General features: G+C 43.0%; 23 protein-coding genes and 1 other RNA gene. 16 read left to right on the forward strand and 8 right to left on the reverse strand.

Features of this window, described 5'->3' with window-relative positions; translation table 11 throughout:
• The first annotated feature begins 361 nt into the window (after positions 1-361).
• The 3 genes from FE394_RS01835 (at position 362) to FE394_RS01845 (ending at position 3640) form a co-directional block, all read left to right on the forward strand.
• A complete protein-coding gene (locus FE394_RS01835; RefSeq protein WP_319924696.1) occupies positions 362-1729 on the forward strand; it encodes a DUF6687 family protein in 1368 nt (455 codons plus the stop codon).
• 47 nt (positions 1730-1776) lie between these two features.
• On the forward strand, positions 1777-2238 hold the full coding sequence (locus FE394_RS01840; RefSeq protein ID WP_319924697.1) for a GNAT family N-acetyltransferase: 462 nt from the start codon (positions 1777-1779) through the stop codon (positions 2236-2238).
• Positions 2239-2704: 466 nt separating this feature from the next.
• Entirely contained in the window at positions 2705-3640 is a 936-nt protein-coding gene (locus FE394_RS01845) for a VirK/YbjX family protein (protein ID WP_319924698.1), read from the forward strand.
• Positions 3641-3672: 32 nt separating this feature from the next.
• Here the strand turns inward: FE394_RS01845 and FE394_RS01850 are convergent, their stop codons facing one another.
• Positions 3673-4269 carry a GNAT family N-acetyltransferase gene (locus FE394_RS01850; RefSeq protein ID WP_319924699.1) on the reverse strand — a complete coding sequence of 199 codons (597 nt, stop codon included), beginning with the start codon at positions 4267-4269 and terminating at the stop codon, positions 3673-3675.
• A gap of 264 nt (positions 4270-4533) precedes the next feature.
• On the opposite strand from FE394_RS01850, the gene FE394_RS01855 reads away from it, so the two are divergent.
• Positions 4534-6555, forward strand: a complete 2022-nt coding sequence (locus FE394_RS01855; RefSeq protein ID WP_319924700.1) for an NADPH-dependent 2,4-dienoyl-CoA reductase — start codon at positions 4534-4536, stop codon at positions 6553-6555.
• 65 nt (positions 6556-6620) lie between these two features.
• Here the strand turns inward: FE394_RS01855 and sstT are convergent, their stop codons facing one another.
• Positions 6621-7865, reverse strand: coding sequence for a serine/threonine transporter SstT (gene sstT / locus FE394_RS01860; protein ID WP_319924701.1), 1245 nt, complete (start codon positions 7863-7865; stop codon positions 6621-6623).
• A 565-nt stretch (positions 7866-8430) separates the two neighbouring features.
• Between sstT and FE394_RS01865 the strand changes: the two genes are divergently transcribed.
• The 7 genes from FE394_RS01865 (at position 8431) to FE394_RS01895 (ending at position 12725) form a co-directional block, all read left to right on the forward strand.
• Complete coding sequence (locus FE394_RS01865; protein WP_319924702.1) at positions 8431-9204, forward strand: 2OG-Fe dioxygenase family protein; 774 nt, start codon at positions 8431-8433, stop codon at positions 9202-9204.
• Positions 9205-9214: 10 nt separating this feature from the next.
• Entirely contained in the window at positions 9215-9829 is a 615-nt protein-coding gene (locus tag FE394_RS01870; RefSeq protein WP_319924703.1) for a LysE family translocator, read from the forward strand.
• A gap of 425 nt (positions 9830-10254) precedes the next feature.
• Positions 10255-10923 (forward strand): DedA family protein, encoded by a 669-nt coding sequence (locus tag FE394_RS01875; RefSeq protein WP_319924704.1) that lies wholly within the window; start codon positions 10255-10257, stop codon positions 10921-10923.
• A gap of 222 nt (positions 10924-11145) precedes the next feature.
• Positions 11146-11451, forward strand: a complete 306-nt coding sequence (locus FE394_RS01880; protein ID WP_319924705.1) for an ElaB/YgaM/YqjD family protein — start codon at positions 11146-11148, stop codon at positions 11449-11451.
• A 1-nt stretch (position 11452) separates the two neighbouring features.
• The gene (locus FE394_RS01885) at positions 11453-11854 is read left to right on the forward strand and encodes a phage holin family protein (protein WP_319924706.1); all 402 of its coding nucleotides are present in this window, start codon (positions 11453-11455) and stop codon (positions 11852-11854) included.
• On the forward strand, positions 11847-12140 hold the full coding sequence (locus FE394_RS01890; protein ID WP_319924707.1) for a YqjK-like family protein: 294 nt from the start codon (positions 11847-11849) through the stop codon (positions 12138-12140). Before FE394_RS01885 ends, FE394_RS01890 begins: the two co-directional genes overlap by 8 nt.
• Before the next feature lie 189 nt (positions 12141-12329).
• Positions 12330-12725: a DoxX family protein gene (locus FE394_RS01895; protein WP_319924708.1), complete on the forward strand. Its 396-nt coding sequence runs from the start codon at positions 12330-12332 to the stop codon at positions 12723-12725.
• Between the two features lie 70 nt (positions 12726-12795).
• Here the strand turns inward: FE394_RS01895 and FE394_RS01900 are convergent, their stop codons facing one another.
• Positions 12796-13692: a LysR family transcriptional regulator gene (locus FE394_RS01900; protein WP_319924709.1), complete on the reverse strand. Its 897-nt coding sequence runs from the start codon at positions 13690-13692 to the stop codon at positions 12796-12798.
• Between the two features lie 178 nt (positions 13693-13870).
• On the opposite strand from FE394_RS01900, the gene FE394_RS01905 reads away from it, so the two are divergent.
• Positions 13871-14572, forward strand: a complete 702-nt coding sequence (locus FE394_RS01905) for a pirin family protein (protein ID WP_319924710.1) — start codon at positions 13871-13873, stop codon at positions 14570-14572.
• A gap of 64 nt (positions 14573-14636) precedes the next feature.
• Here FE394_RS01905 and rnpB read toward each other — a convergent pair.
• Both rnpB and rsmI read right to left on the reverse strand, forming a co-directional pair.
• Positions 14637-15025: RNase P RNA component class A (rnpB, locus tag FE394_RS01910), an RNA gene on the reverse strand.
• Positions 15026-15074: 49 nt separating this feature from the next.
• On the reverse strand, positions 15075-15974 hold the full coding sequence (gene rsmI / locus FE394_RS01915) for a 16S rRNA (cytidine(1402)-2'-O)-methyltransferase (RefSeq protein WP_319924711.1): 900 nt from the start codon (positions 15972-15974) through the stop codon (positions 15075-15077).
• Positions 15975-16037: 63 nt separating this feature from the next.
• On the opposite strand from rsmI, the gene FE394_RS01920 reads away from it, so the two are divergent.
• The 4 genes from FE394_RS01920 (at position 16038) to dolP (ending at position 19703) form a co-directional block, all read left to right on the forward strand.
• Entirely contained in the window at positions 16038-17903 is a 1866-nt protein-coding gene (locus FE394_RS01920; protein WP_319924712.1) for a penicillin-binding protein activator, read from the forward strand.
• Between the two features lie 8 nt (positions 17904-17911).
• Positions 17912-18280: a YraN family protein gene (locus FE394_RS01925; protein WP_319924713.1), complete on the forward strand. Its 369-nt coding sequence runs from the start codon at positions 17912-17914 to the stop codon at positions 18278-18280.
• Positions 18281-18524: 244 nt separating this feature from the next.
• Positions 18525-19115, forward strand: a complete 591-nt coding sequence (diaA, locus tag FE394_RS01930; RefSeq protein WP_319924714.1) for a DnaA initiator-associating protein DiaA — start codon at positions 18525-18527, stop codon at positions 19113-19115.
• A 12-nt stretch (positions 19116-19127) separates the two neighbouring features.
• A complete protein-coding gene (dolP, locus tag FE394_RS01935; RefSeq protein ID WP_319924715.1) occupies positions 19128-19703 on the forward strand; it encodes a division/outer membrane stress-associated lipid-binding lipoprotein in 576 nt (191 codons plus the stop codon).
• An 81-nt stretch (positions 19704-19784) separates the two neighbouring features.
• On the opposite strand, the gene mtgA is transcribed toward dolP, so the two are convergent.
• From mtgA to arcB, 3 genes are all read right to left on the reverse strand, one after another.
• The gene (gene mtgA / locus FE394_RS01940) at positions 19785-20501 is read right to left on the reverse strand and encodes a monofunctional biosynthetic peptidoglycan transglycosylase (RefSeq protein ID WP_319924716.1); all 717 of its coding nucleotides are present in this window, start codon (positions 20499-20501) and stop codon (positions 19785-19787) included.
• A 4-nt stretch (positions 20502-20505) separates the two neighbouring features.
• Positions 20506-21159 (reverse strand): isoprenoid biosynthesis glyoxalase ElbB, encoded by a 654-nt coding sequence (elbB, locus tag FE394_RS01945; protein ID WP_319924717.1) that lies wholly within the window; start codon positions 21157-21159, stop codon positions 20506-20508.
• 236 nt (positions 21160-21395) lie between these two features.
• Complete coding sequence (gene arcB / locus FE394_RS01950; RefSeq protein ID WP_319924718.1) at positions 21396-23696, reverse strand: aerobic respiration two-component sensor histidine kinase ArcB; 2301 nt, start codon at positions 23694-23696, stop codon at positions 21396-21398.
• Positions 23697-24233 lie beyond the last annotated feature (537 nt).

Genomic DNA, 24233 nt, shown 5'->3' on the forward strand with positions numbered 1-24233 from the left:
CCCCTCCCTATATTCAATATTCAACAAGTGAAATCCTCCATTACAACTATGGGGCAATGGTGAGTACCTGCATGTCATTGGATAAATACGTTTTTAAATAAAAAAGCCAGATCACATTTACCCGGTTCGCGGAGCAATTTCTTATAAGAATATGATTGGTGTGATTAATTGCCAACATATAATAACCACTTAAAATACAATTAGTTATGACGAAGTTAACATAACTTGTTTCATTATTCTGTTTAGCACTTAATGTCCTTGTTCCATTTATTTCCGGAATGATAGGTTGATGAAGTGAGCTGATTACAGGCTGATATTTTATTGCTGACCCGTCCTAAATAAGGTTGACAGGAGATATTTAATGACAAGTTTCCTTCCACTTCACGACGGCGATAACTTCGTTCAGGTTGACGATGATATTGCCGCCAGACTCAATAGATCTGAATTGCGACTTCTTGCAAATCGCATTATCGCGCTTCATAACAACCAATTCTTCGATCTACAAAACCTAATTGCGGGAGGCGGTGCCATTACACGAAACGGTAATCCATACGACCTACGACGCCAGAATCTTGCCGTGCAGTATTATGATTTCGGTCGTCATGGTGAACTTGAATTACACGAGCCTGATGCTGACAATGCCCGCCTTTCCGTGTTCACACCGAAAGTGACACAGAAAGTGACAACGACAGACTCATCATCACCTATTCAGGAAGTACGGTTATCATCCGACGATCGTCTCGCGTTCTTGCCATTCGAAGAGACGCGCAATGTGCCGAATATAGCCGCCGATGCGATCCATAATATCTCTACTCGGCTGACATTGTCACACTGGCCGGCAAACCGGACTCCCGAACGCTACAAAGCGAATCTGTCTACTGAGAGCGTGATGCACTTTTTGTCTGATAAGCCAGAATATCCGGCTGATGTGCGACATGTGACAACCGACCACTTTGATCTTGACGGGCTGGCATCTGTCTATTCACTGCTCGCACCTGAGCACGCACAGAACCATAAACAACTTCTCATCGACATCGGACAATTCGACGATTTTGCCCGTGGCCATAACTCGAGGGCACGCCGGCTCGCATTCACGCTGAATACAATCGCAGCGCAAACGCCTCCTGCTGAGGGAGCGTCACCACACGACACGTTGCACGTTGCGACACTTTTCTCCAAATTGTTGCCGGCAATGCGTGACTTACTGGATGCTTCTGTGATCCGCGAAGATCTTTGGCGTGACGGCGAGCAAAATCATATGGAAACGGAAACGTTACTTGATAGTCCGAATGTGACAATTGAGCAGTATCCTGAGATCGATCTTGCCGTATTCCGCCTGTCAGCTTCTGATGTGCCCTATTTGCATGTACCGCAACGTTATTTCGGACTCTCACCTATTTCTTTCCACAATCGCACGCCATTATCGACAATCGCACTGGTCACGCAGGACGACATAGTTGTCCATCAACGCTATGAAGGATGGGTTGAGTTACAATCTGCACCACCACGGCCACGTCGTGATCTATCGATTTTAGCGCGGACATTGCAGTCAGCCGAAACGAAAGGTTGCCTCTGGCACTATGACGGAGTGCAGTACATTATGCCGCGTCTTGGGCGCAACGGCTCACAACCAACTAGCTTACCGATAGAGACTATCTTGCATGAGCTGAAACATTTCCTTGCGATTGCGCCACCTGCTTGGTTATCAAGTGTGTACGTAGCACCTTAGGTTATACTTGGAAATTGAATAAATACCGCCAGATATGGAGTTATTAAATGCAAATACAACCAGCCACCGAGGCTGATTTTCCGGCACTACTTCAGATTTGGGAAGCCTCTGTACTTGCCACTCATGATTTTCTACCCAAGTCCATGATTGACGTTTTGCGCCCACAGATCCTCAATGATTATCTGCCGAATCTGACTGTCTATAAGGCGGTAGATGAGCAACATCATATCGTGGGATTTATCAGTACTGATCAGCATCGTGTGGAAATGTTGTTTATCGCACCACAAGCCCGTGGAACAGGGATCGGCAAGAAATTGCTGGAATTCGCCATTAATGAATTACAAATCAATGAATTGGATGTAAACGAACAAAATGAACAAGGTGTCGGATTCTACCAACATATGGGATTTCAGGTTTTTGATCGCTCAGAACTTGATGGGGAAGGCAATCCGTTCCCGCTATTACATATGAAACTGAATATGAATCAGGTCGTTCCTCCTGCTCCCTGATTTCAATTTTTTCTGATCAAACGCAACGACCGCTCTTAAAAAGCCTCAGAATGTTAAAAGGGATTCTGGGGCTTCATAGATAATGAACGCCCTGCCTGCTGTAACCAATTTAAAATTATCTGGTTTCACGTAATTCTCACAGTTCACAAAAAAACCAACTGTTAATTATTGCAAATGATTAAGCTATTAACTCATTCATAAAATAAATATTTAAATATAAATAAGGGCAAATTTAATAAAATTAAAAAGAATAAAAATTAATAAAAATAAAGTTATTTATATAAGAGTAAAATAAATCTAAAGTAATGGTATGTTTTGTAAACATCTGGATAATTTTTTATAAAGAAATGATACAATGGGAATAATATCTACCTAATGGATTTCGGGTTATAGCGCAACCAACAAAGTTGTAGCTTGAAAGACGAAGGGTATAAGTATTTTTTATCTCTGATTGAGCTTATCTTTAATGAATTATCTACAACAACCTGCTTCCTCAGGCGTGAAGCTGTTTACCGATCTTGTCGGAAAGCGGATTACTCCGGGAGAACACTGGCATTCGTCCAGTAATCGTACTAAATTTGCACTGCGCAGTATCCTGACACCTGTTTCTACATTGAAACTCTTGGATGGTCTTGCCAAGACTCCGCGCTATCTGGATATTTTGAAAAAACAGCCCAGTTTGCCTTGCAAATTACATCGCCCATATTTAAGTATTAACTTTAAACGTAAACAGATTGTTTGTGCGCTGAATGAGCATTATAAATTATTATTCAATCAATTAGATTCTGCCATTATTAGCAGAATATTTGATGTTCATGCTTATTTGCTGGCAACCATTCAGGGAAAAAATGAATCATTAATGATATATATTGATTCATTGGATAATTTAAATAAAGAAGGTGAACTTTCTTTATATATCACCACTGCTGAAAATGTCATTCTGGCGAAATGCGCATTCACTTTATTAACGGTTGAAGATAAACAAACTCTGTTTATTGGTGTATTGCAGGGGCCAACCAAAGGAGATAATTCTTTGGATATCATCCGCAACGCAACTAAAGAGTGCTATGGACTCTTTCCCAAACGTTTGTTGATTGAAGCTATCAGCCGTTTTGCCGAACACGTAAATTGTGAACAAATTCTGGCGGTCAGTAACGAGACGCATATCTATCGCAGTATCCGTTATTGGCATAAGAAAAAGAACCAAATGGTGGCCGATTATAATTCCTTCTGGGAATCCCTGAGTGGGGTCAGAAAGGAAAATAATGATTTCCATTTACCCTCAATTATTGAAAGAAAATCTCTGGATGACATTCCCAGTAAAAAACGCGCTGAATATCGCCGTCGTTATCAATTACTGGATGAGCTGGAGTGCAGCATCAAGGCATCCCTTACTGCCTAATCTTTGTCAGGAAGGAATACCCGAGCTGTAACTTAGCGCGGCTTCGCCATTAACCATGCAAGATGCGTCTTAATGGCGGGCCACTCATTGAGGAGAATGCTGTAAACGCAGGTATCCCGTATAGAGCCATCCTTAGCGCGCACATGATGACGCAATATGCCATCCAGTTTTGCCCCCAACCGCTCAATTGCGTTGCGGCTCTGGTGATTCAGAAAATGGGTACGGAACTCAACCGCAACACATCCCAGCTCTTCAAAGGCATACTGCAACAATAAAAATTTTGCTTCTGTATTGATGGCAGTTCGTTGAACTGAGCGCGCATACCATGTCGAACCTATTTCCAGCCGGGGTATATCGGCATCAATATTCATATAGGTCGTCATGCCAACAGCCATACCGGTTGCATTATCAATAACGGCAAAAGGGAGCATACTTTCCTTGTCACGCAGCGCTAAGCGGCGCTCAATCTCCGCATGAATATTTACGGGATCAGGTACGCTGGTGTACCACAATTGATGTAATTGCCCATCCTCAATAGCACGAACAAATTCATCCTGTCTGTCATGTGACAAAGGCACCAGAGTCACACTTTTTCCTGTCAACGTGACCCAGTCAGTTATTTTTTTCATACTTATTTTTACCATCGTTGAAGAATACTCCGGCAGTATGCACAGTTAAAAAATATACGACAATAATAAATAAGAGGCATTCCTATACCCAATGGATTTCATGATGCTTATCACAATCAATTAACAAAGAGATTCCAATCAGGCCGGAACTGTCTAAATTTGATAACTATCTCATCCGACCACTTAGCCATAATCAAGTGAAAGATCTAAGTGATCCGAAAAAATAAAACTTTTTGAGTTACCAAATATTTGATGGAGAATGCAATGAGCAATTACCCTCACCTGCTTGCACCGCTGGATTTGGGCTTTACCACACTAAAAAACCGTGTATTGATGGGGTCAATGCATACGGGACTTGAAGAACACCCTGATGGAACCCAACGTTTAGCCCGGTTTTATGCAGAACGGGCTGCCGGTGGTGTTGCATTGATTGTCACAGGCGGTATCGCACCAAACCCGCAGGGCGTTGTTGCAGTTGGTGCCAGCGTCCTGAATAGTGAAGATGCTCTGCGCCACCATAAACCCATCACAGATGCGGTTCATCAAGCTGGTGGTAAAATTGCCCTGCAAATTCTGCATACCGGACGTTACAGTTATCAGAAAAATCTCGTCGCGCCTTCCGCTATTCAGGCCCCGATTAACCCGTTTGTGCCCCGGGAAATGTCCGAAGAGGATATTCAGCAGACAATCAGGGATTTCGCCCGCTGTGCCCAACTTGCACAACAAGCTGGCTATGATGGCGTTGAAGTCATGGGTTCAGAAGGTTATCTCATCAATCAGTTTCTGGTTTCCCGCACAAATCATCGACAGGATAAATGGGGTGGCTCATTCGAAAACCGTATGCGCTTCGCGCTGGAAATTGTCAAAGCCGTCCGAGCCATCACCGGAGAACGTTTTATCATTATCTATCGTCTTTCGATGCTGGATTTAGTGGAAGACGGCTCTGACTGGCAAGAGATAGAACAACTGGCACTGGAGATTGAAAAAGCCGGCGCATCTATCATTAATACCGGAATTGGCTGGCATGAAGCCCGTATCCCAACGATAGCAACGATGGTGCCCAGAGCCGGGTTCAGTTGGGTAACTCAAAAACTGATGGGGAAAGTCAGTATTCCGTTAATCACAACCAATCGCATCAATGATCCTCATGTTGCCGAGCAAATTCTCAGCGAAGGCTGTGCTGATATGGTTTCTATGGCGCGCCCTTTCCTTGCTGATGCCGAATTTGTGTTGAAAGCCGAGCAAAACAGAGCGGATGAAATCAATACCTGTATCGGTTGCAACCAAGCCTGTCTGGACAGAATATTTATCGGCAAACTGACTTCCTGTCTGGTCAACCCACGCGCCTGCCATGAAACTGAATTCATTGCCGAACCCGTCAAAGCGCCCAAAACCATTGCCGTCATCGGTGCAGGGCCTGCCGGATTATCCTTTGCGGTCACAGCAGCCAGCAGAGGACATCATGTCACGCTTTTTGAGCGAGATGACAAAATTGGCGGGCAATTTAATATCGCCAAACAAATTCCCGGCAAAGAAGAGTTTCATGAAACCTTGCGTTATTTTGATCGCCAATTGGCTCTTAATGGTGTTGACGTTCGCCTCAACCATACCGTAACTGCTGATCAACTTTCATCATTTGATGAAGTTGTCATCGCAACAGGAATTACACCACGCACGCCCAATATTGACGGCATCGATCATGAGAAAGTGCTGACTTACCTTGATGTATTGAAGCACAAACGGCAAGTCGGAAAACGTGTTGCCATTATCGGAGCAGGCGGTATTGGCTTTGATACCGCAGAATACCTGAGCCAAAGCGGACAAAGTACCAGTCTGAGCAGCCATGCATTCAGTCATGAGTGGGGCATCGACCAGACAATTATGCATCGCGGTGGATTGCGTCCTGAAGGCGCTCAGGCAGAGCGCTCCCCGCGAAAAATTTACCTGCTGCAACGCAAGGACTCCAAAGTCGGTGATGGTTTGGGGAAAACCACCGGTTGGGTACATAGAGCCAGCCTGTCAATGCGGGGAGTGGTGATGTTAAACAGCGTTCAATACCTGAAAATTGATGAGCAAGGTCTACACATCCGTCGTGGTGATGAACAACAATGTCTTGAGGTGGATAACATCATTGTTTGCGCAGGACAGGAGCCACTGAAAGAGCTCTTCCAGCCGTTACAGGCAATGGGAAAAAGTGTGCATGTGATTGGCGGAGCTGATATCGCAGCAGAGTTAGATGCCCGCAGGGCAATCGATCAGGGTGCTCGGTTAGCGCTTAAGATTTAATAAATAACAAGCTAAATACAAAACGGTGATCACTAGTATCACCGTTTTTTTATGCCAGCTGACGATTAACGCTGAACCAATTGTTCAGACTCTATACGGGCGTCTTCTGCCTGACAAGTGGCGGCAGTAAACAGTACATCAGTGGAAGAGTTCAATGCAGTTTCAACAGAATCTTGTACTACACCAATGATCATCCCTACTGCAACAACCTGCATGGCTATTTCATTGGAAATACCAAACATGCTACATCCCAACGGAATCAGCAATAAAGAACCACCGACGACCCCCGAAGTTCCACACGCAGCAACCGCAGAAACTATGCTCAACAAAATTGCCGTTGGCAGGTCAACACTGATCCCCAGAGTGTTCACAGCGGCCAATGTCAACACGGTAATGGTAACCGCTGCGCCCCCCATATTGATAATCGCCCCTAAAGGAATAGAAATAGCATAAGTATCTTCATTTAAATTCATACGGCGACACATTTCCATATTAACCGGAATATTAGCTGCAGAGCTGCGGGTAAAGAACGCGGTTACGCCACTCTCTCGCAAGCAAGAAAAAACCAGCGGGTAAGGATTACGACGGATTTTCCAAAAAACAATCAATGGATTAATCACTAAGGCAACAAAAATCATGCAACCCAGCAATACCACCAACAATTGTACATAGTCTAGTAAAGCATCAAATCCTGTTGTAGCAATCGTTGCAGATACTAATCCGAAGATACCAATAGGAGCAAAACGAATAATCACTCGCAAGACTTGTGTCACCGCTTCTGCCAGATCCTGAACCATAGACTTGGTTGATTCCTTTCCATGGCGTAAAGCAATACCCAGCCCTGTTGACCATGCTAATATACCGATATAGTTAGCATTCAATAGTGCATCAATAGGGTTGGCAACTACATTGAGCAATACCCCCTTCAAGACTTCAATAATATTTTCTGGAGGTGATATTTGCATATCATTAACCACCAACTGCAATGTCGATGGGAATAGCATACTGCCAGCAACAGCCACACATGCCGCCAAAAATGTTCCAATGATATAGAGGAACAAGACCGGACGAACACTACTTTTCTGGCCTATTTTATGGCTTGCAATTGAAGACATGACTAACACCCACACTAAAACAGGAGCGGCTGCTTTCAAAGCACCAACAAAAAGTGTTCCTAATATGCCAACTGACTTAGCGGCGGAGGGGACCGACCATGCCAGTAATATTCCGGCAATTAAACCGATTGATATTTGTGTAACCAGACTTCCCCGCATAATATATTGCATAAAGCCTTTTTGTTGTTTTTCCATAGCCCACCCATTTGTTATTTTTGGCTCTATGAGCCTGATGTTTTTGTGTTTGCTTTTTCAGTATAGAAAAATAAAGAAAACGACAAAGAATAATTAATGGCAATATACAGAGAACTCAACATTTGATAACAAAGTGTTCACATTTGTGTGATCAAAACGACAATTCTCACATCACGGGATGCACCATATTAAATGAAATATTACAACGCAATTTAAATATTAATTATTTACATCCATAACTTACATTGACGCGATTATTTTTAAATTTAGGCCAAATAATTAATATAGATAAAAAAACCATAAAAAAAATAACTAACTTTAATAATAACAAGAGAAACATTATGTACTGATTATTATATTTAGTACATTTTATCCCAATATTACAAACGACAGAAATAAACCACAAATAACGGATGAAAACTATCACAAAGTACATTACAACTCATATGAAGTTATTATTTTAAATTTAACAAAAACCCCAAAAAAACAAATTCACATTGCAAAAATTAAGTATTTCATTTATATATAATGAAAATTCCAATAAAAACAAAACAATGGACTAAATATGCTTACTGACATTACCAATTATAACCTCCCCTATCAAGACCCCACGAGTGAAAATATTAAAAAATTCATTCTCAATCAAATAAAACATAAGCACTTCGTATACCTAAAACCAGAGCATTCTCTGGAGTTAATAAAAAAATACACAAATAACAAACCACTCGAAGTTGATAGTTTCATAAATAGCTGGAATGAATTAGAACTTGACCAATATATGGGGGATGGCGGTAAATATAGAAAAAGAAGATATTCAACGTTAAGTTCTGATGTTACTTCAGGAAAAGTAAAACTGGAGGATCATCAACCTCATTTCCAAACAAAACACTACAATAATTTAAATGGTAATATAGCAAGACATTATGAACCTATTAAAAGTGAAATAATTAAAAGTGAAATAATTAAAAGTATCTTCTGTTTATCACATGATTTATTTACAGAACTATCACCAAAAGGTAATTGGCATATAGAAACTCATCAATTTAGAATTGAAGCAACAGACAATCAAGTAGGAAAACCAACTCCAGAGGGAATACATAGGGACGGAGTAGATTATGTTGTCATGCTATGTATAACCAGAATAAATTGCATTGGAGGAGAGAGTACTATTTATGACAAAAACAAAAATAAATTAAGCTCTTTCACCATGAAAAGTCCTTTTGAAATGGTAATACTAAATGACAAAGAGCTATTTCACGGAGTCGGTTCTATCTTTAGAAAAAATAAAGAAAAAAAATCAATAAGAGATATGCTTGTGATAACTTTTAGCAAAAAGTAAGAATAATAAAATGATTGAACTATTTGCCGTTGCGACAATTACTATTTTGGCAGTTATTAGCCCTGGTGCTGATTTTGCTATGATAACAAGAAACAGCTTGATTTATGGTCGTAAATCAGGTTTTTTCTCATCACTGGGAATCTCTGCTGGAGTTTTACTTCATGTTTTTTATACTCTTGTAGGCATCGGCATACTAATAAGTCAAACTCCCAGTCTTTTCCTTCTAATAAAAAATATCGGCGCATTGTATTTAATATACATAGGTTACAAGACTTTTATAAGTAAAAAAAATCCTGTTGATAATAATGACAAACCCGAAATTATAGATAACTTTAGTTCTTTCAAGAACGGTTTTTTTACTAATGCTTTAAATCCAAAAACAACATTATTTGTTCTTAGTGTCTATACACAAGTTGTAAATCCTTCAACTCCCTTATATATACAGATTATGTATGGAATATTTATGTCTTTTTCCCATTTCATATGGTTCAGCTTTGTCGCCTATTTTTTATCTAGCGATAAATTAAGAGCTAAACTACTAAGTAAACAAAACATTATAAATAGGGCTATAGGAATAACACTTGCCATACTTGGATTATGGCTGATGATTTCACAATTAGTGTAATAAAATCATTGTTTATGGCAATCCCTATATGAAACAGAGATGTGCAATCATAACTGCCCTCGCTATATACTTTCAATTTTTAGCCTTGTTGTCTGCGCTCACAAACACAGCCCCATAGATAACTATGGACTGTGTTTCGTTCCTTTGTCTTCGCCCTGTGACTAGAAATCTATTGAATGTAGACTAAACACCTATTTATGAATGTCTTGGAAGTCCCAACTACTTAACAAAATTTTCTGTTTCGCTACTGCTGATTTTGTTAAAGTGTCCCAGTCAATCTTCATACCATCTTGAAGGGATTTCGGGAGCATTTTATGCCGAATGATATTTAATGCTTTGCTTTTTCAAAGCATACAATAGAAATTAACCATAAATGCACCACAAAAGTAAGATGCAATCCTTAACCCGCGTTTTAGGAACATTTGATGGAAATTGTAACAGACCTTATTTATGCACTTTGGAACCAAGATTACGAAACACTCGCTAACCCATCGTTAGTATGGACGATATACATTTTACTATTTACTATCCTGTTTCTGGAAAATGGGATCTTACCTGCCGCATTCTTACCGGGCGATAGCTTATTGATATTAGTTGGTGTCTTAATTGCAAAAGAGGCCATGAGTTTTCCTATAACTTTAGTCATCCTCACCACCGGAGCAAGCCTCGGTTGCTGGATTGGCTATCTTCAGGGACGATGGCTTGGCAATACGAAACTCGTTCAGGGCTGGCTGTCACACCTCCCCGCTCATTATCATCAACGCGCACATAATCTATTCCATCGTCATGGCTTATCCGCCCTGCTGATAGGTCGTTTCCTCGCTTTTATCAGAACGTTACTGCCAACACTGGCTGGCCTCGCGGGACTGAATAATGGGCGCTTTCAAATATTCAACTGGCTCAGCGGGTTCTTGTGGGTAATTATCCTGACAGCATTAGGCTATGCTCTCGGTAAAAGCCTGCTGTTTCGCCAGTATGAAGAATATCTGATGACCTTTTTGGTTTTGTTACCGGTCGGTCTGTTACTCATTGGACTCATTGGCAGCCTGACGGTTATTTGGCGCAAAAAACGCGCCAATAACACTTTATCGTAATTCCTCATTCTCCCTGTGGTATCGTGGAAAAACATACCACAGGGCATGGCTCTCCCGCTCATTTCAGCTTGTTCGTTAAGTCACTCGCTTTATTCACTTCAACCGGTATTTCAGGTTAATTTTCGATATATTGTGACAATTTTTCATCTATTTGCGCTTTAAACTCCTGATAAAAGCGACTATGGTAGAGATTCATCTACCGTATATTTAAGGAGAACAGTGATGCCACAGAAGAAAAACTCTGAAGATTTACGTACTGAGTTACAATCCCTTGCAGATATCCTAGAAGAAGTTCTCAACGAATCCGGCGACAAATCAAAAGCTGAACTGGAAAAACTACGCAGCAAGGCGGAAAAAACGCTGAAAAATGCGCGTGTTACCCTCAGTGATGCTAGCGACAGGCTGGTAGATCAAACCAAAGAAATTGCAGGCCATGCAGACAGTTATGTCCGTGATAATCCGTGGACAGGTGTCGGTATTGGTGCAGCAGTTGGCGTGGTATTGGGTGTTTTACTGTCAAGGCGCTGAAATGACCCAATCATCTCATTCGGAAGGCCCTGGAAAAGGGGTCTTTGATACTTTACGGCGGGTAGCAGCAATTGTTGTCCGCATGGTTGAAACCCGTATCCAGCTCGTTGCTGTTGAGTTGGAAGAGGGTGTCACAATGTTGGTACAGCTACTGCTGATGGTAGGATTTACACTGCTATTCGCCGGTTTTGGCTTAATGTGCTTGTTGGCTCTGATATTCTGGAGCATCGATCCTGTCTACCGCATAACAGCAATGGCCATTACCGCCGGAATCCTACTGATGCTCGCCATGTTTAGTGCTATATGGACAATTAAAAAAGCCCGGAAGCTGTCTTTTCTTAATACGACCCGCGAACAACTGAATATTGATCGCAAAATGCTGGAGGATGACCCTCGTGAATAAATTGCGGCATCAGCAGCTAAAATCGCGAAAGCAGCAACTCTTGACAGAAATTCAACAACAACGGCAATCACTCTCTGATTGCCGCCAGCACTGGTTCGAAATCACACAATATTATGATAAAGGCTGGCAAACTTTACTCGCCTTTAAACCGTATGCCGTTATTGGTTCTGGTATTGTTCTGCTTTATAGCTTGCGCCATCCCAAGAAACTTTATCGCTGGTCACGCCGTATGATTAATATTCTGGGCTTCATAAAAATCGTACGCAATACGCTGCATAAGGATTAGCACAACTGTTATTTCAAAAAAACTGCATGAAACTGTTAATATTCCTTACTATCAACAAATAACACCTCTCTCTAGAATACCGCCATTAGTTAATGATTAACAAATCGTGCCTTTTTGTTCTATTTTTGGCCAATTTAATCTAAACAGACAACTTATTTATCGTTACCCGCGGTATTCATGGAGAAAACAATGAAAAAATTTGAAGATAGTGGTCTATTGATCGCCCGTATTTTAATATCCGTTCTGTTTATCATCGCAGGGTATGGAAAATTGGGGGATGCCTACGCGGGAACACAAGAATTTATGGAAGCCATGAAGGTGCCGGGAATTTTACTGCCACTGACTATCTTACTTGAACTCGGTGGTGGCCTTGCCGTGATGTTCGGCCTGCTGACCCGTACCATGGCAGTATTTACATTTATTTTCTGTATTCTGACAGCAATTCTATTCCACAATGATTTTTCAGATGGCATGAACATGACTATGTTCCTGAAAAACTTCGCCATCGGAGCAGGTTACCTGATGTTGGCGATGATGGGACCAGGAAAATTCAGTATCGACCGTCTCTTGAAGAAAAACTGGTAATCCCTTTTCTTTTAAAAGCGCCAAGTTTTGAAAGCCCCAAGCTGTTTATTTGCAGCAAGGGGCTTTCGCATTATCGCTTCATAAACAATTTAGGGATTTCACGCAGGCACCAGGATTTAGCTTCGCCCATACTATCGCGCCGCCATGCCATGATGATATTGGTTTCATGGCTGTATTCCGAACTAACGACCCGCAATCGGCCTTCAGCAATATCTTGTTCTACCATCGGGTATGGCATGGTTGCCACGCCTAACCCGGCCAACAGTGCCCGGCGTTTGTCCTCCAGCGAACTGACCGTCAGGCGCTGTTGTTTATCCAATAGTTGTACTGTTAGTACAGGACGCTCCCTTGCTGTATCAGCAACCGCGATACCGCGATATTTCACCCGCGTGGCATCAGATAATGGTTCTGGTTCATGGTGGATAGGATGATCCACACTGGCAACATAGACATTGCCAATAGAATAAAGTGGACGCGAATTCACTTCAGAAGAAGCCCTGAAATGTAGATCCGGCGCAATCACAATATCAGCATATCCCGCTTCGAGTCGCTCCCAGGCACCCGCCAATACTTCCGTCATTAACGAAAGCTGTGTATTTGATTTCTTTGCCAATCGATCCACAAGAGGAAAAAGCGATGCAGCCGGAAACAGAGCTTCACACACAATGGTGAGGTGTGTTTCCCAGCCACGGGCAAGCGCTTCCGCATCTGCCGTCAGTTTATCTGCGGCTTCAAGCAGTAATCGTCCTCGCTCCAACAACATCCGGCCAACGTTAGTAAATTTCGTGCGATGCCCCGAGCGATCAAACAATACCACATCCAGTTCTTCTTCCAGTTTTTGCATGGTATAACTCAATGCCGACGGAACTCGCCCTAATTCATCCGCCGCCGCCGCAAAACTTCCCCGCCTGTCTATCGCATCCATGACCCGCAAGGATTCCAATGTAAGCGCCCGCTCTTTGCCCATATATTTCTCAATCAAGAATTTTGAATATAGTGACCAGATTAACTGGCTAACATTTCAACGTCCAGATAATTAAGATCAAATTGAATAGGTTTATCCTCAATATATTTCAGGTTGTAACACTGTCAATCAGGCCGTAATTTGAAAGTTGAAGGGGATATTGGTTAAGGAGATGGCAATCATGATAATAACAAGAGCAGCAAATCAATGTGGCAACGCCGATTATGGCTGGTTACAGGCTCGTTATACTTTTTCATTCGGGCACTATTTTGACCCAAAATTTTTGAACTATCAGGCGCTGCGTGTTCTCAATCAGGAAATTTTGGCACCGAAAGCCGAATTTCAGCCCAAATCTTACCCTCATGTCGATATTCTGAATATTATTTTGCAAGGGGAAGCTCAATATCGTGACAGCGAGGGAAACCACATCCATGCTCAACAAGGTGATTGCCTGCTATTTTCTGCTCGTCAGGGAATTAGTTACAGCGAACACAATCCCAATGACAAAACACCGCTAGTCCGACTGCAACTCTGGCTCAATGCCTGTCCCCAACAAGAGGCACAACCATTACAACGCAGGGTTCTGCCAAATAAGCCATTAACATTACTGGCTTCCCCCACATCGGAAAGCAACAGTATGCACCTGCGCCAACAAGTCTGGATAAGCTATATTGAGCTCAAAAACCGTGACAGCCAGATTTTGCCTTTACGGGGCAAACATGCCTATCTGCAATCTATCAGTGGCAAAGCAAGGATTAACGGTAACGAAAATAGTGATCTTGAGATTAAATGTGGGGATGGTGTATTTATTCAGGAAGAACAAAGAGTAGCATTACAGGCGGATACCCCATTTCGAGGTCTGTTAATTGACTTGGCTGACTGACTGACTGACTGACTGACTGACAAATGAATAAGCCCTATAAAGCATTTGCTTTATAGGGCTAAATTTGTGGAGTTGACCGGTAAGCCGGGTTCTGTCTTGGACAGTCATTCATCTAGGCCAGCACTTACGCACTGGCTCAAGCAACCTACCCGGGTTCGGTACGGGCCGTACCATGTGAACCTCTATTTGGTCTTGCTCCGGGTGGAGTTTACCGTGCCACGAACTGTTACCAGTCGCGCGGTGCGCTCTTACCGCACCCTTTCACCCTTACCTGATCCCAACATTGTTTTTGCAAACAAAACCGGGCCATCGGCGGTTTGCTCTCTGTTGCACTGGTCGTAGGCTTTCACCTCCCAGACGTTATCTGGCACCCTGCCCTATGGAGCCCGGACTTTCCTCCCCTTTACTTCTCCCCAAAGAGAGCGGTAAAGCAGCGACTGTCTAGTCAACTCCGGCGCGGATTATAAGAGGTTTAACAACCAATGTATATATTTTTTGTCTTTCAGGTTGCAGCCTCATCATCTTCAATGTGATCGAGTGTTTGGTTTTGATCGAGTGAATAACGATACAGCGCATTTTTCTTCACACCGTGGATCTCTGCCGCCAGCGCCGCTGCCTTTTTCAATGGCAGCTCTTTTTGCAGCAATGCCAGCGTCCGCAAAGCTTCCGGTGGCAAGCTGTCTTCCGCTGGTTTGCGATAACCTTCCACAATCAGCACCATCTCTCCCCGACGGCGGGTTTCATCTTCCCTGATCCACTCCAGAAGCTCACCAACAGGCATTCCTTGAATGGATTCCCATGTTTTGGTCAGTTCCCGGGCAAGCACAATATAACGATCTGCTCCCCACACTTTCACAATATCTTCTAGACTATCCAGCAAACGGTGTGTCGATTCGTAGAAGATCAGCGTTCGGGGTTCTTGTAACAGTTCACGCAAAACATCCTGACGTCCCTTGCTTTTTGCAGGCAGGAAACCTTCATAACAAAAACGATCAGAAGGCAGGCCCGCCGCAGACAGCGCTGTAATCGCTGCACAAGGCCCCGGTAGCGGGACTACCTTAATACCGGCCTCACGGCAGCGACGGACAAGATGATAGCCCGGATCGTTAATCAAGGGAGTACCCGCATCAGACACCAATGCGATGCTGATTCCTTGTTCCAGTTTCGCAATCAATTGATCTGCTTTCTGCTGTTCATTATGATCATGAAGTGCGAACATGCGCGCATTAATGGCAAAATGTTGAAGCAACAAGCCAGTGTGTCGCGTATCTTCGGCTGCAATCAGATCGACATGTTTAAGAACTTCAAGAGCACGCTGAGTAATATCCCCCAAATTGCCAATAGGGGTTGGGACAACATACAGCGTGGATGTCGTAACCACTGCTCGATTGGTTTGATTCATTGTTTCATCCGAATGACCGATTTAAAATTGAGCATCTTTGAAAAAAACACCACTGGATACAGTATGCTTTCCTCAATTTTTGTGCGTTTCAAAACTGGTTTAGTCTGTACAGCTCTGCTATCGACTATGATTATTGCAGGGTGTACCATGCCAGAACAGCAAGGGCAACCAACTTCTCATCCTCAGGATAAGATCAGCGCAGAGATTAACCGCTATCAAACCATGATTGATGCCGCCCATAATCAACCATCACTGGATGTTATCCGCGCTTATATTGCTCTGGAGCGCTATGAAACAGAAAACCATACCATTGATGAAGCTGGCCGCCAGAAAAATTTTGATGAGACATGGCAATTACTGACGCATCTTTCTCCGCAGCAACTCAGCGAATTAGTGATCAATGCCGATGAATATACCTTGCAGGGCTGGCTTGATTTACTCAATACCTACCAGACCAATAAGCAGGAGCTCGATAAGCTGCGTTCTGCCATCCATGACTGGCAAATCCGCTACGCAAATAATCCAGCTGCGCGCAGTTTACCCACTGAGCTGCAACAAATGCTGCTAAAGCCAAAAGATAACCGTGCCACAATAGGGCTGTTCCTGCCCTTGAGCGGTCAGGCAAAAGTGTTCGGAGAAGCCATTCAACAAGGTTTCCTTGATGCACAAAAAGGATTGCCAAAACCGTCAGTACCGATGAATATCACCGATTCAAGCTATGCCGCAACAAACAGCACGGCTACTGTTGATGAAAATACAGACAATAGCGATGTAATCAGTCGCGATACAGCAAACGCTGGTGTTTCAGAACCAGAGAATACTGATGTGGCCACGGCTGTATCTGCATCCTCCACAATATTCTCAATAACGAATGATCTTCCTATTAATGATCAGGCCGTAAAAGTCTATGACACGAACAGCCAGCCTCTCGCCAATCTGTTGGCACAGGCTGAACAAGATGGCATTACTCTGGTCGTCGGGCCATTGCTGAAACCTAATGTGGAACAACTGGCTCAAATTGAAACTCCATTGAATATTCTGGCTCTCAATGAGCTCGATGCACCACAGCAACCACGAGCAAATATCTGTTATTTTTCACTGTCTCCTGAAGATGAAGCGAAAAATGCCGCCTTGCATATCTGGCAACAACAGAAACACGATCCTCTGGTGTTAATACCGCGTACAGGATTAGGTAATCGGGTAGCCAAAGCCTTTGCTGAGGAATGGCAAAAACTGGGTGGGCAGACAGTATTGCAGCAAACGTTCGGAACGCCGGTTGAAATGAGGCAATCCATGAACCGTGGTGTTGGCATTCGTCTGACTGGTACGTCAGTTATTGCCACAAACTCAGCCAGTGGCCCTGTGGATGCTGTTTATATTGTTGCGACAACCGATGAGCTGACGGTTATCAAGCCAATGATTGATATGGCTATCAGTTCCCGCAAAAGACCCGCACTCTATGCCAGCTCACGCAGTAATAAATCAGGCTCAGGCCCGGATTTCCGACTGGAAATGGAGGGTATGCAATTTAGCGACATTCCATTGTTGACGGGGATAAATGTTCCGTTGATGCAGCAAGCTGCCAAAAAATTTGGCAATGATTATTCTCTGATGCGTCTCTATGCAATGGGGATAGATGCATGGTCACTAGCCAATCAGTTCACGCAAATGCAGCAAAGTGAAGGATTCCGCCTGAATGGTACATCGGGAGAGCTTTCTGTCACGGATAATTGCACCATCTTGCGCCAGTTACCGTGGATGCAGTTCAGTAACGGGCGTATCTCGATCGAAAATCGTATCGATAATACTGATGAGGCGGAAACACCAAATGAGACTGACAGCGTGAATAATCCCGACAGTAAAAACAATGCAGGCGATGTCAGTCATTCTGTTCAGAGTCATCCTGCACATCGTAATGCAGCACAATAAGCCGACAAATGCTCAATCGCTATGCTTTAGGACGTCATTACGAGCTTCAGGCTAAACAGTTTTTGCAAAAACAGGGGCTTGTCTTTGTTGCAGAGAATGTGAAAATTCGTGGCGGGGAAATCGATCTGATTATGCGTGATAAACATACATGGGTATTCGTCGAAGTCCGCTTCCGCCAAAATGCACAATATGGTGATGCCATTGCTACAATTACCCCAAGCAAGTGCAGAAAGATATTGCATACGGCTGCTGTCTGGCTGTACCAACGCAATGAGTGTCTGGAAACAGCATCTTGCCGCTTTGATGTTTGTGCGATAACAGGTCAGAAATTTGAATGGCTGAAAAATGCCTTCACTCAGAATGAGAACCTATTTTGATGGGTTCTCCGTTTGATTGCTATACCCAATGGATTTCAAGCTGCAGCGCGACGGCAAGGGAACGACAAATTCGTCGGAAACGAATTTGCCCAGCCTTTGGCTGACCTCCGGTGAGAGGCAGGAGCCTCTCATTAATCCCCGGAAGCATAGCCAACTATGTGACTGGGGTGAGTAAGCGTAGCCAACAAAACTGCAACTTGAAAGACGACGGGTATAAATATACCCAATACACATAGGTCATAACGTGCTGGATAGAATTAAAGTCTGCTTTACAGAGAGTATTCAAACTCAGATCGCAGCAGCAGAAGCATTACCCGACGCAATATCACGCGCCGCAATGATGATGGTTCAGTCACTGCTGAATGGCAATAAAATTCTTTGCTGTGGTAATGGCGGCTCTGCCGCAACCGCGCAGCGTTTTGCCGCCAGCATGATAAACTGCTTTGAAACAGAGCGGCCAAGCTTACCAGCCCTGTCGCTGAATACTGATAATGTAGTGATGACAGCCATCGCCAATAGTAAGCAACCTAACGAAATTTATGCCAAACAAGTGAGGGCATTGGGACATACCGGAGATGTCTTGCTCGCGATTTCCACACATGGCAACAGTAGGGATATCATCAAGGCGGTGGAGGCGGCTGTCACACGCGATATGACGATCGTCGCGCTGACGGGATACGATGGTGGTGAATTAGCCGGATTGCTGGGGCCTCAGGATGTTGAGATCCGCGTCCCGTCTCACCAGAGCATCAGAATCCAAGAAGTCCATATGTTGACAATCAACTGTCTGTGCGACTTAATCGACAATACGTTATTTCCTCATCAGGACGAATAAGGAGCCGACTAAATGCGGTTATTCTCTCTATTATCAATATGTTTCAGTGTAATGTTATTACAAGGATGTATTGGTGCTGCCGTCGTGGGTTCAGCCGCGATTGCCACAAAAGCAGGTTCAGACCCCCGTACAATCGGGCAACAGGTTGACGACACAACTCTGGAAGCCAGAGTCAGTAATGCCATCATGAAAGATCCACAGATTAAAGCACAAGCCCGCGTAGCAGTGACTGTGTATCAAGGCAAAATTCTTTTAACCGGTCAGAGTCCGAATATGGCTCTGGCTGAGCGCGCAAAACAGATTGCCTCGAAAGTTGAAGGCACCGACGTAGTATATAACGAGATCCGTCAAGGCAATCCCGTGTCATTGGGTACGGCCTCCACAGACACTTGGCTGACAACCAAAGTGCGTTCCAAAATTTTAACCAGTGATGCAGTAAAGTCATCCAGCATCAAAGTGGTGACAGAAAACGGTGAAGTCTTTTTGTTTGGCATTGTCACTAAGCAAGAAGGGGAAGCGGTTGCAAAAATTGCCAGTGAAACCAGCGGTGTCAAACGTGTGACAACAGCATTTACTTATCTCAACTGAAGATCACAATCAACGGCTTAACAAGGTGGCACAGATCAGTGCCACTTTTTCTTTTTCTTTATCAACTCAATTTATCCCAATCTATCCCAATTTATTTTGTTTCAGGAAACTCTCTCCTCCCATCAACTGCATTTGCCGCAGAATCCATTGCTGGCGTTTCAGTACATAGGCAGAAGGAGCATTCGCTTTATAGCGATGGGGATTTGGCAGTACAGCAGCGAGCAATGCCGCTTCAGAGGCCGTCAATCGTTTAGCGGATTTACCGAAGTAATGCCGGGCAGCTTCTTCTACACCAAAAATGCCGTTTCCGAACTCAGCAATATTGAGATAGACAGTCAAAATGCGCTTCTTTGACCACAGTAATTCCAGTACAAAGCTCATTCCTGCTTCCAATCCCTTTCTGACCCAACTACGCCCTTCCCACAAAAATAAATTTTTGGCTGTCTGCTGAGAAATTGTCGATGCACCCCGTATTCGCTTCTTATATTTTTTATTATGTTCCATTGCAGTTTCGATAGCATCAAAGTCGAAACCCCAATGTTTCGGAAATTTTTGATCCTCAGCGGCAATAACGGCTAATGCCATATAAGGTGAAATTTGATTCTGCTCCACCCATGATGATCGAGAAACATAAGATAAATTAATTGACACTAAGGCACTCATTTGTCTCTCTATCATCACCATAGAAAACGGCACTGGCAGAAATGAAAATGCGATTACAGCAACGAACCATAAAACTGTGATAGACACCGCAATTATTTTCAACCAGCGCCACAATATTGAAAAAGAGTTTTTCATCCAGTTACTCAATCATTTCCAATATTTTCCTAACCAACTTATCAATTCCTTTTTCTGCCTGAGACAAAGATTCTGCGAGCATATAAGCGGGTGTTGTTACAATTTTGTTTTCAAAATCAATAACAACGTCATCAACCGGACACTCAATATGTACCCCTCCCATCGCCTCTATTTGGGCCACAGTTTCAGGGTCATTTCCAATAGTGATTTTGACTGGTCTGTCCAATATCTTAGGTACCATCACGGGAGAAATGCACATGAACCCCATTGGTTTGCCTTGTTGATGCATACCCTGCACAATACTTAATAACTCTTTATTTATTTCACAATCTGATCCTTTAAATGCGAAATTACATAAATTTTTAGCTGCTCCAAAGCCCCCGGGAATAATCAACGCATCCAACTCATTAATATCGGCTTTAGATAATGGTTGTATATTTCCGCGTGTTATACGGGCTGATTCTTCCATTATGTGACGGGTTTCGTGTTTTTCCTCTCCATTAAGGTGATTAATTACATGATGTTGTGACTCATCAGGTGAAAAAAAAGACACTTTAGCGCCAAGACGGCTTAAAGAGAGCATTGTCAGAACTGATTCGTGAATCTCACTTCCGTCGTAGACTCCGCATCCACTTAATATAACGGCAACTGATTTCATATTTCTCTCCATTTGTAGTAGATTAATGCTTAACCCCTTAGAGGGTTAAACACCAATCTTCATCACAAATTTTAATGAATCTTGTAACAAAAAATCTTATCTTTGCTATGTTGGTACTTGTGTTCTGTGTGAAAGAATTCTCTAACGACTCGCACCGAAAATAAATCTCAGATAAGCGGGTAAACAAGTTTCCCTGGTGTTGGCGCAGTATTCGCGCACCCCAACTTCGGTTGGGGTTATTTTTTTGTAGCGTCCGACAACCAGTTTCTCAATGTTTCCGTATCGTTTTTCCACTCTGAATTTAACTCATCGACCCATTCCTGAACATTATCCCACCATGCTGGTAAATCAGGTGATTGAATTTGCTGAGCCAACTGCTGTAAATGGCGTAATCCTACAGAACCAGCAGCTCCCTTGATTTTATGTGCTTCTTCCGTAATTCCTTTCTGATCTCTGGCCGTCATATTTAAGTCCAGCAAGGCAAGGTAATTTGGCATCATGGTTTCAAAGAGAGCCAAGTTATCAACAATCATTTTCGGCCCAACCAATTCGATGTATTGGTTAAGCATCTCCGTATCGAGTAACTCTTCGTCTTTCTTCACAATATCAGCCTCCAGTAGTGTGTGTTTCAATTCAGATGACTTGCCCCAATATTTTGCCATCACTGCTTTCAATGCCTTAACGGAAAGCGGTTTATTGAGCACATCATCCATCCCTGCATCAAGATATTCTTTTTTATCCTTTAATACATTAGCGGTCAGGGCAATTAATGGCGGCAAGGATTGAGAGGAATAACTCCGGTGTAATTGGCGGGCAATGTCGAGTCCTGTCATATCCGGCAATTGGATATCCAGCAATACCAAGTCATATTCATCAGGATCAAACATCGCCAGTGCATCATGACCATTCATGGCAACATCAACGGTATTCCCCAACTTCTCCAGCACAGAGCGGGCAACAATGACGTTCAGTTCAATATCTTCAACCAGCAAAACGTTGAGCGCCGGTAATGGCAAGGCATCATCTTGCTTCTCTTTCCCTCCGGGATGTTCATCAATAGCGGGAGCGATAACTGACAAGGTAAAGCAAGAACCTTCACCTACTGTACTTTTCACAGTAATGTCCCCTCCCATGCTTTGAGCAAGGCGTTTCGAAACAGCAAGGCCAATGCCTGTTCCTGTCGCGGGACGCCCACCAGCACTGTCTGTCACTTGGTAATACATAGCGAAGATTTTTTCTAATTCATCAGAGGGAATACCAATACCTGAATCCGTAACTTCAAATAATAAGTGATCTCCTTCTTCACGCCAGATACGGATTCGAATCTCGCCTTTGGGCGTAAATTTCACGGCATTGCTAATCAAATTCCACAGGATTTGTCGCAAGCGGGTTCCATCGGTCAATACTTTGGCAGGCAGTGGCTGTTCTGGTTCCAGCACAAATTTGATACCTTTAGGCTGTGCCAGTAAGCCTGAAACGTTCTCTAAATCAGCCATAAAGCCAGTAAAATCAACCGACTGGTTATCAAGCTGGATTTTACGTCGCTCAATTTTATCTAATTCAATGATATCATTGAAAATATTTCCAAGAGTGATGGCACTGACATGGATCGTCTTCAGGTATTTGCACTGCTCTGGTGTTAATTCGGTATCCATCAGAATTCGGCTCAAACCAACGATGCCATTTAAAGGCGTACGAAGCTCGTGGCTGATTGTAGAGATAAAGGTGGTTTTATCCCTACTGGCATTCTCCAACGCGTCCTGATAACGCTTACGCTCCGTTATATCGCGTCCGAAGCCCATTAGCCCGTGCCGCTTTCCGATGAGATCATAAAAAGGAACTTTTCTGAGCTCAAAACAAGCTTTACGCCCATCGGGATAAACCAGCCACTGCTCGTAAGTCAGCGATACATTGTGACGAAAGACTTTTTCATCGGTTTCCATCACTTTACTGGCAATTTCTTTATCGTAGACATCCCTCGGTGTCAGGCCAATGAGCTGCTTTTCACTTTTTCCGGTCAGTAACTCCATCGCCCGATTGCAGCCGGAAAATTCATTTTCTTCATTGCGGTAGTAAACCAGATCCGGAGAGGCATCCAAAAATGAACGCAATAGTATCGATTGCTGTTCAAGCTCAATCTGGGTTTTCTCACGATGCTCCATTTCTAATTTGAGTTTATCCAGCAAAATCAAATGCGCTTTTTCTGCCTTTTCCCTTTCGCTGATTTCCTGATTCAACTGAGTGATGTTTTCTTTGAGTTGCAGATTCAATGTTGCATCACGCTGACGGGATTCTTCAAGTTGCTCCACCACGATGGAAAGAAAATAAACTGCCCAAGGCGTGATCAATAAACCAAAAAAGATAGAGCGGATTAAATCAATGCTCTGCACTTCGCCATGCAATACAAACGTGACCGCCATTTGCATAGCCATTGCAAGAATAACCAGGGCGGATGCGAGTAATAATGAAAAACGCACCAAGCCTAGCTTCATCATCAAGTCTACATAGTATCGGGCAAGCCCTCGAATCAGCTTCATAACTACTCCCAGAGTAAAAACAATTCCCAGTAAAACGATTTCCAGTAAAGTCACCAGATTGAATCATAATGTAAAAAAAACTCAACTTTGTTGTGGAGTATCATCCTTAATATTTTCCAAGAATAAACAATCACAAAAAAAGAATAATTAGTCACTAAATCTTGCCTTCTCTTTTTTTGACTAAAAATAAACCAAGTCGTTATTCTTATTGAATGCAAAATACGTGTATTTACTCCGCTTTATTTAAAATATTTAGATTAAAACTCCAATTAAATTGAATTTCAAAGCATATGCAAAATAAATAACGCGGTAATTTTAGTGATATAGCTCACAACATTTCAGATGAGAGATCTGGCTCACAAAATACGTTTTTTCATTATTTTCAGTTTAAATTCAAATAAATACAAAAATAATCATCCTGAAAAACATAATTAATCACTATTTGACCTACTCTATTTTTCTCGCTAAGTTGGGAATTCACTGAGAATTACCCGTCGGAGAATCACCCGACTCATATTTATGCAGTGACACTATATT

This window comes from Xenorhabdus littoralis (assembly GCF_033949345.1).
GTDB lineage: Bacteria > Pseudomonadota > Gammaproteobacteria > Enterobacterales > Enterobacteriaceae > Xenorhabdus > Xenorhabdus littoralis.

Coding starts and splice junctions, on each gene's coding strand:
- FE394_RS01845 (WP_319924698.1), top strand. CDS start 2,705: ATGAATTATCTACAACAACCTGCTTCCTCAGGCGTGAAGCTGTTTACC.
- dolP (WP_319924715.1), top strand. CDS start 19,128: ATGCGGTTATTCTCTCTATTATCAATATGTTTCAGTGTAATGTTATTA.
- elbB (WP_319924717.1), bottom strand. CDS start 21,159: ATGAAATCAGTTGCCGTTATATTAAGTGGATGCGGAGTCTACGACGGA.
- FE394_RS01870 (WP_319924703.1), top strand. CDS start 9,215: ATGATTGAACTATTTGCCGTTGCGACAATTACTATTTTGGCAGTTATT.
- rsmI (WP_319924711.1), bottom strand. CDS start 15,974: ATGAATCAAACCAATCGAGCAGTGGTTACGACATCCACGCTGTATGTT.
- FE394_RS01895 (WP_319924708.1), top strand. CDS start 12,330: ATGAAAAAATTTGAAGATAGTGGTCTATTGATCGCCCGTATTTTAATA.
- FE394_RS01880 (WP_319924705.1), top strand. CDS start 11,146: ATGCCACAGAAGAAAAACTCTGAAGATTTACGTACTGAGTTACAATCC.
- FE394_RS01855 (WP_319924700.1), top strand. CDS start 4,534: ATGAGCAATTACCCTCACCTGCTTGCACCGCTGGATTTGGGCTTTACC.
- sstT (WP_319924701.1), bottom strand. CDS start 7,865: ATGGAAAAACAACAAAAAGGCTTTATGCAATATATTATGCGGGGAAGT.
- FE394_RS01905 (WP_319924710.1), top strand. CDS start 13,871: ATGATAATAACAAGAGCAGCAAATCAATGTGGCAACGCCGATTATGGC.
- FE394_RS01885 (WP_319924706.1), top strand. CDS start 11,453: ATGACCCAATCATCTCATTCGGAAGGCCCTGGAAAAGGGGTCTTTGAT.
- FE394_RS01865 (WP_319924702.1), top strand. CDS start 8,431: ATGCTTACTGACATTACCAATTATAACCTCCCCTATCAAGACCCCACG.
- FE394_RS01835 (WP_319924696.1), top strand. CDS start 362: ATGACAAGTTTCCTTCCACTTCACGACGGCGATAACTTCGTTCAGGTT.
- mtgA (WP_319924716.1), bottom strand. CDS start 20,501: ATGAAAAACTCTTTTTCAATATTGTGGCGCTGGTTGAAAATAATTGCG.
- FE394_RS01840 (WP_319924697.1), top strand. CDS start 1,777: ATGCAAATACAACCAGCCACCGAGGCTGATTTTCCGGCACTACTTCAG.
- arcB (WP_319924718.1), bottom strand. CDS start 23,696: ATGAAGCTGATTCGAGGGCTTGCCCGATACTATGTAGACTTGATGATG.
- FE394_RS01920 (WP_319924712.1), top strand. CDS start 16,038: ATGCTTTCCTCAATTTTTGTGCGTTTCAAAACTGGTTTAGTCTGTACA.
- FE394_RS01875 (WP_319924704.1), top strand. CDS start 10,255: ATGGAAATTGTAACAGACCTTATTTATGCACTTTGGAACCAAGATTAC.
- FE394_RS01850 (WP_319924699.1), bottom strand. CDS start 4,269: ATGAAAAAAATAACTGACTGGGTCACGTTGACAGGAAAAAGTGTGACT.
- FE394_RS01900 (WP_319924709.1), bottom strand. CDS start 13,692: ATGGGCAAAGAGCGGGCGCTTACATTGGAATCCTTGCGGGTCATGGAT.
- FE394_RS01925 (WP_319924713.1), top strand. CDS start 17,912: ATGCTCAATCGCTATGCTTTAGGACGTCATTACGAGCTTCAGGCTAAA.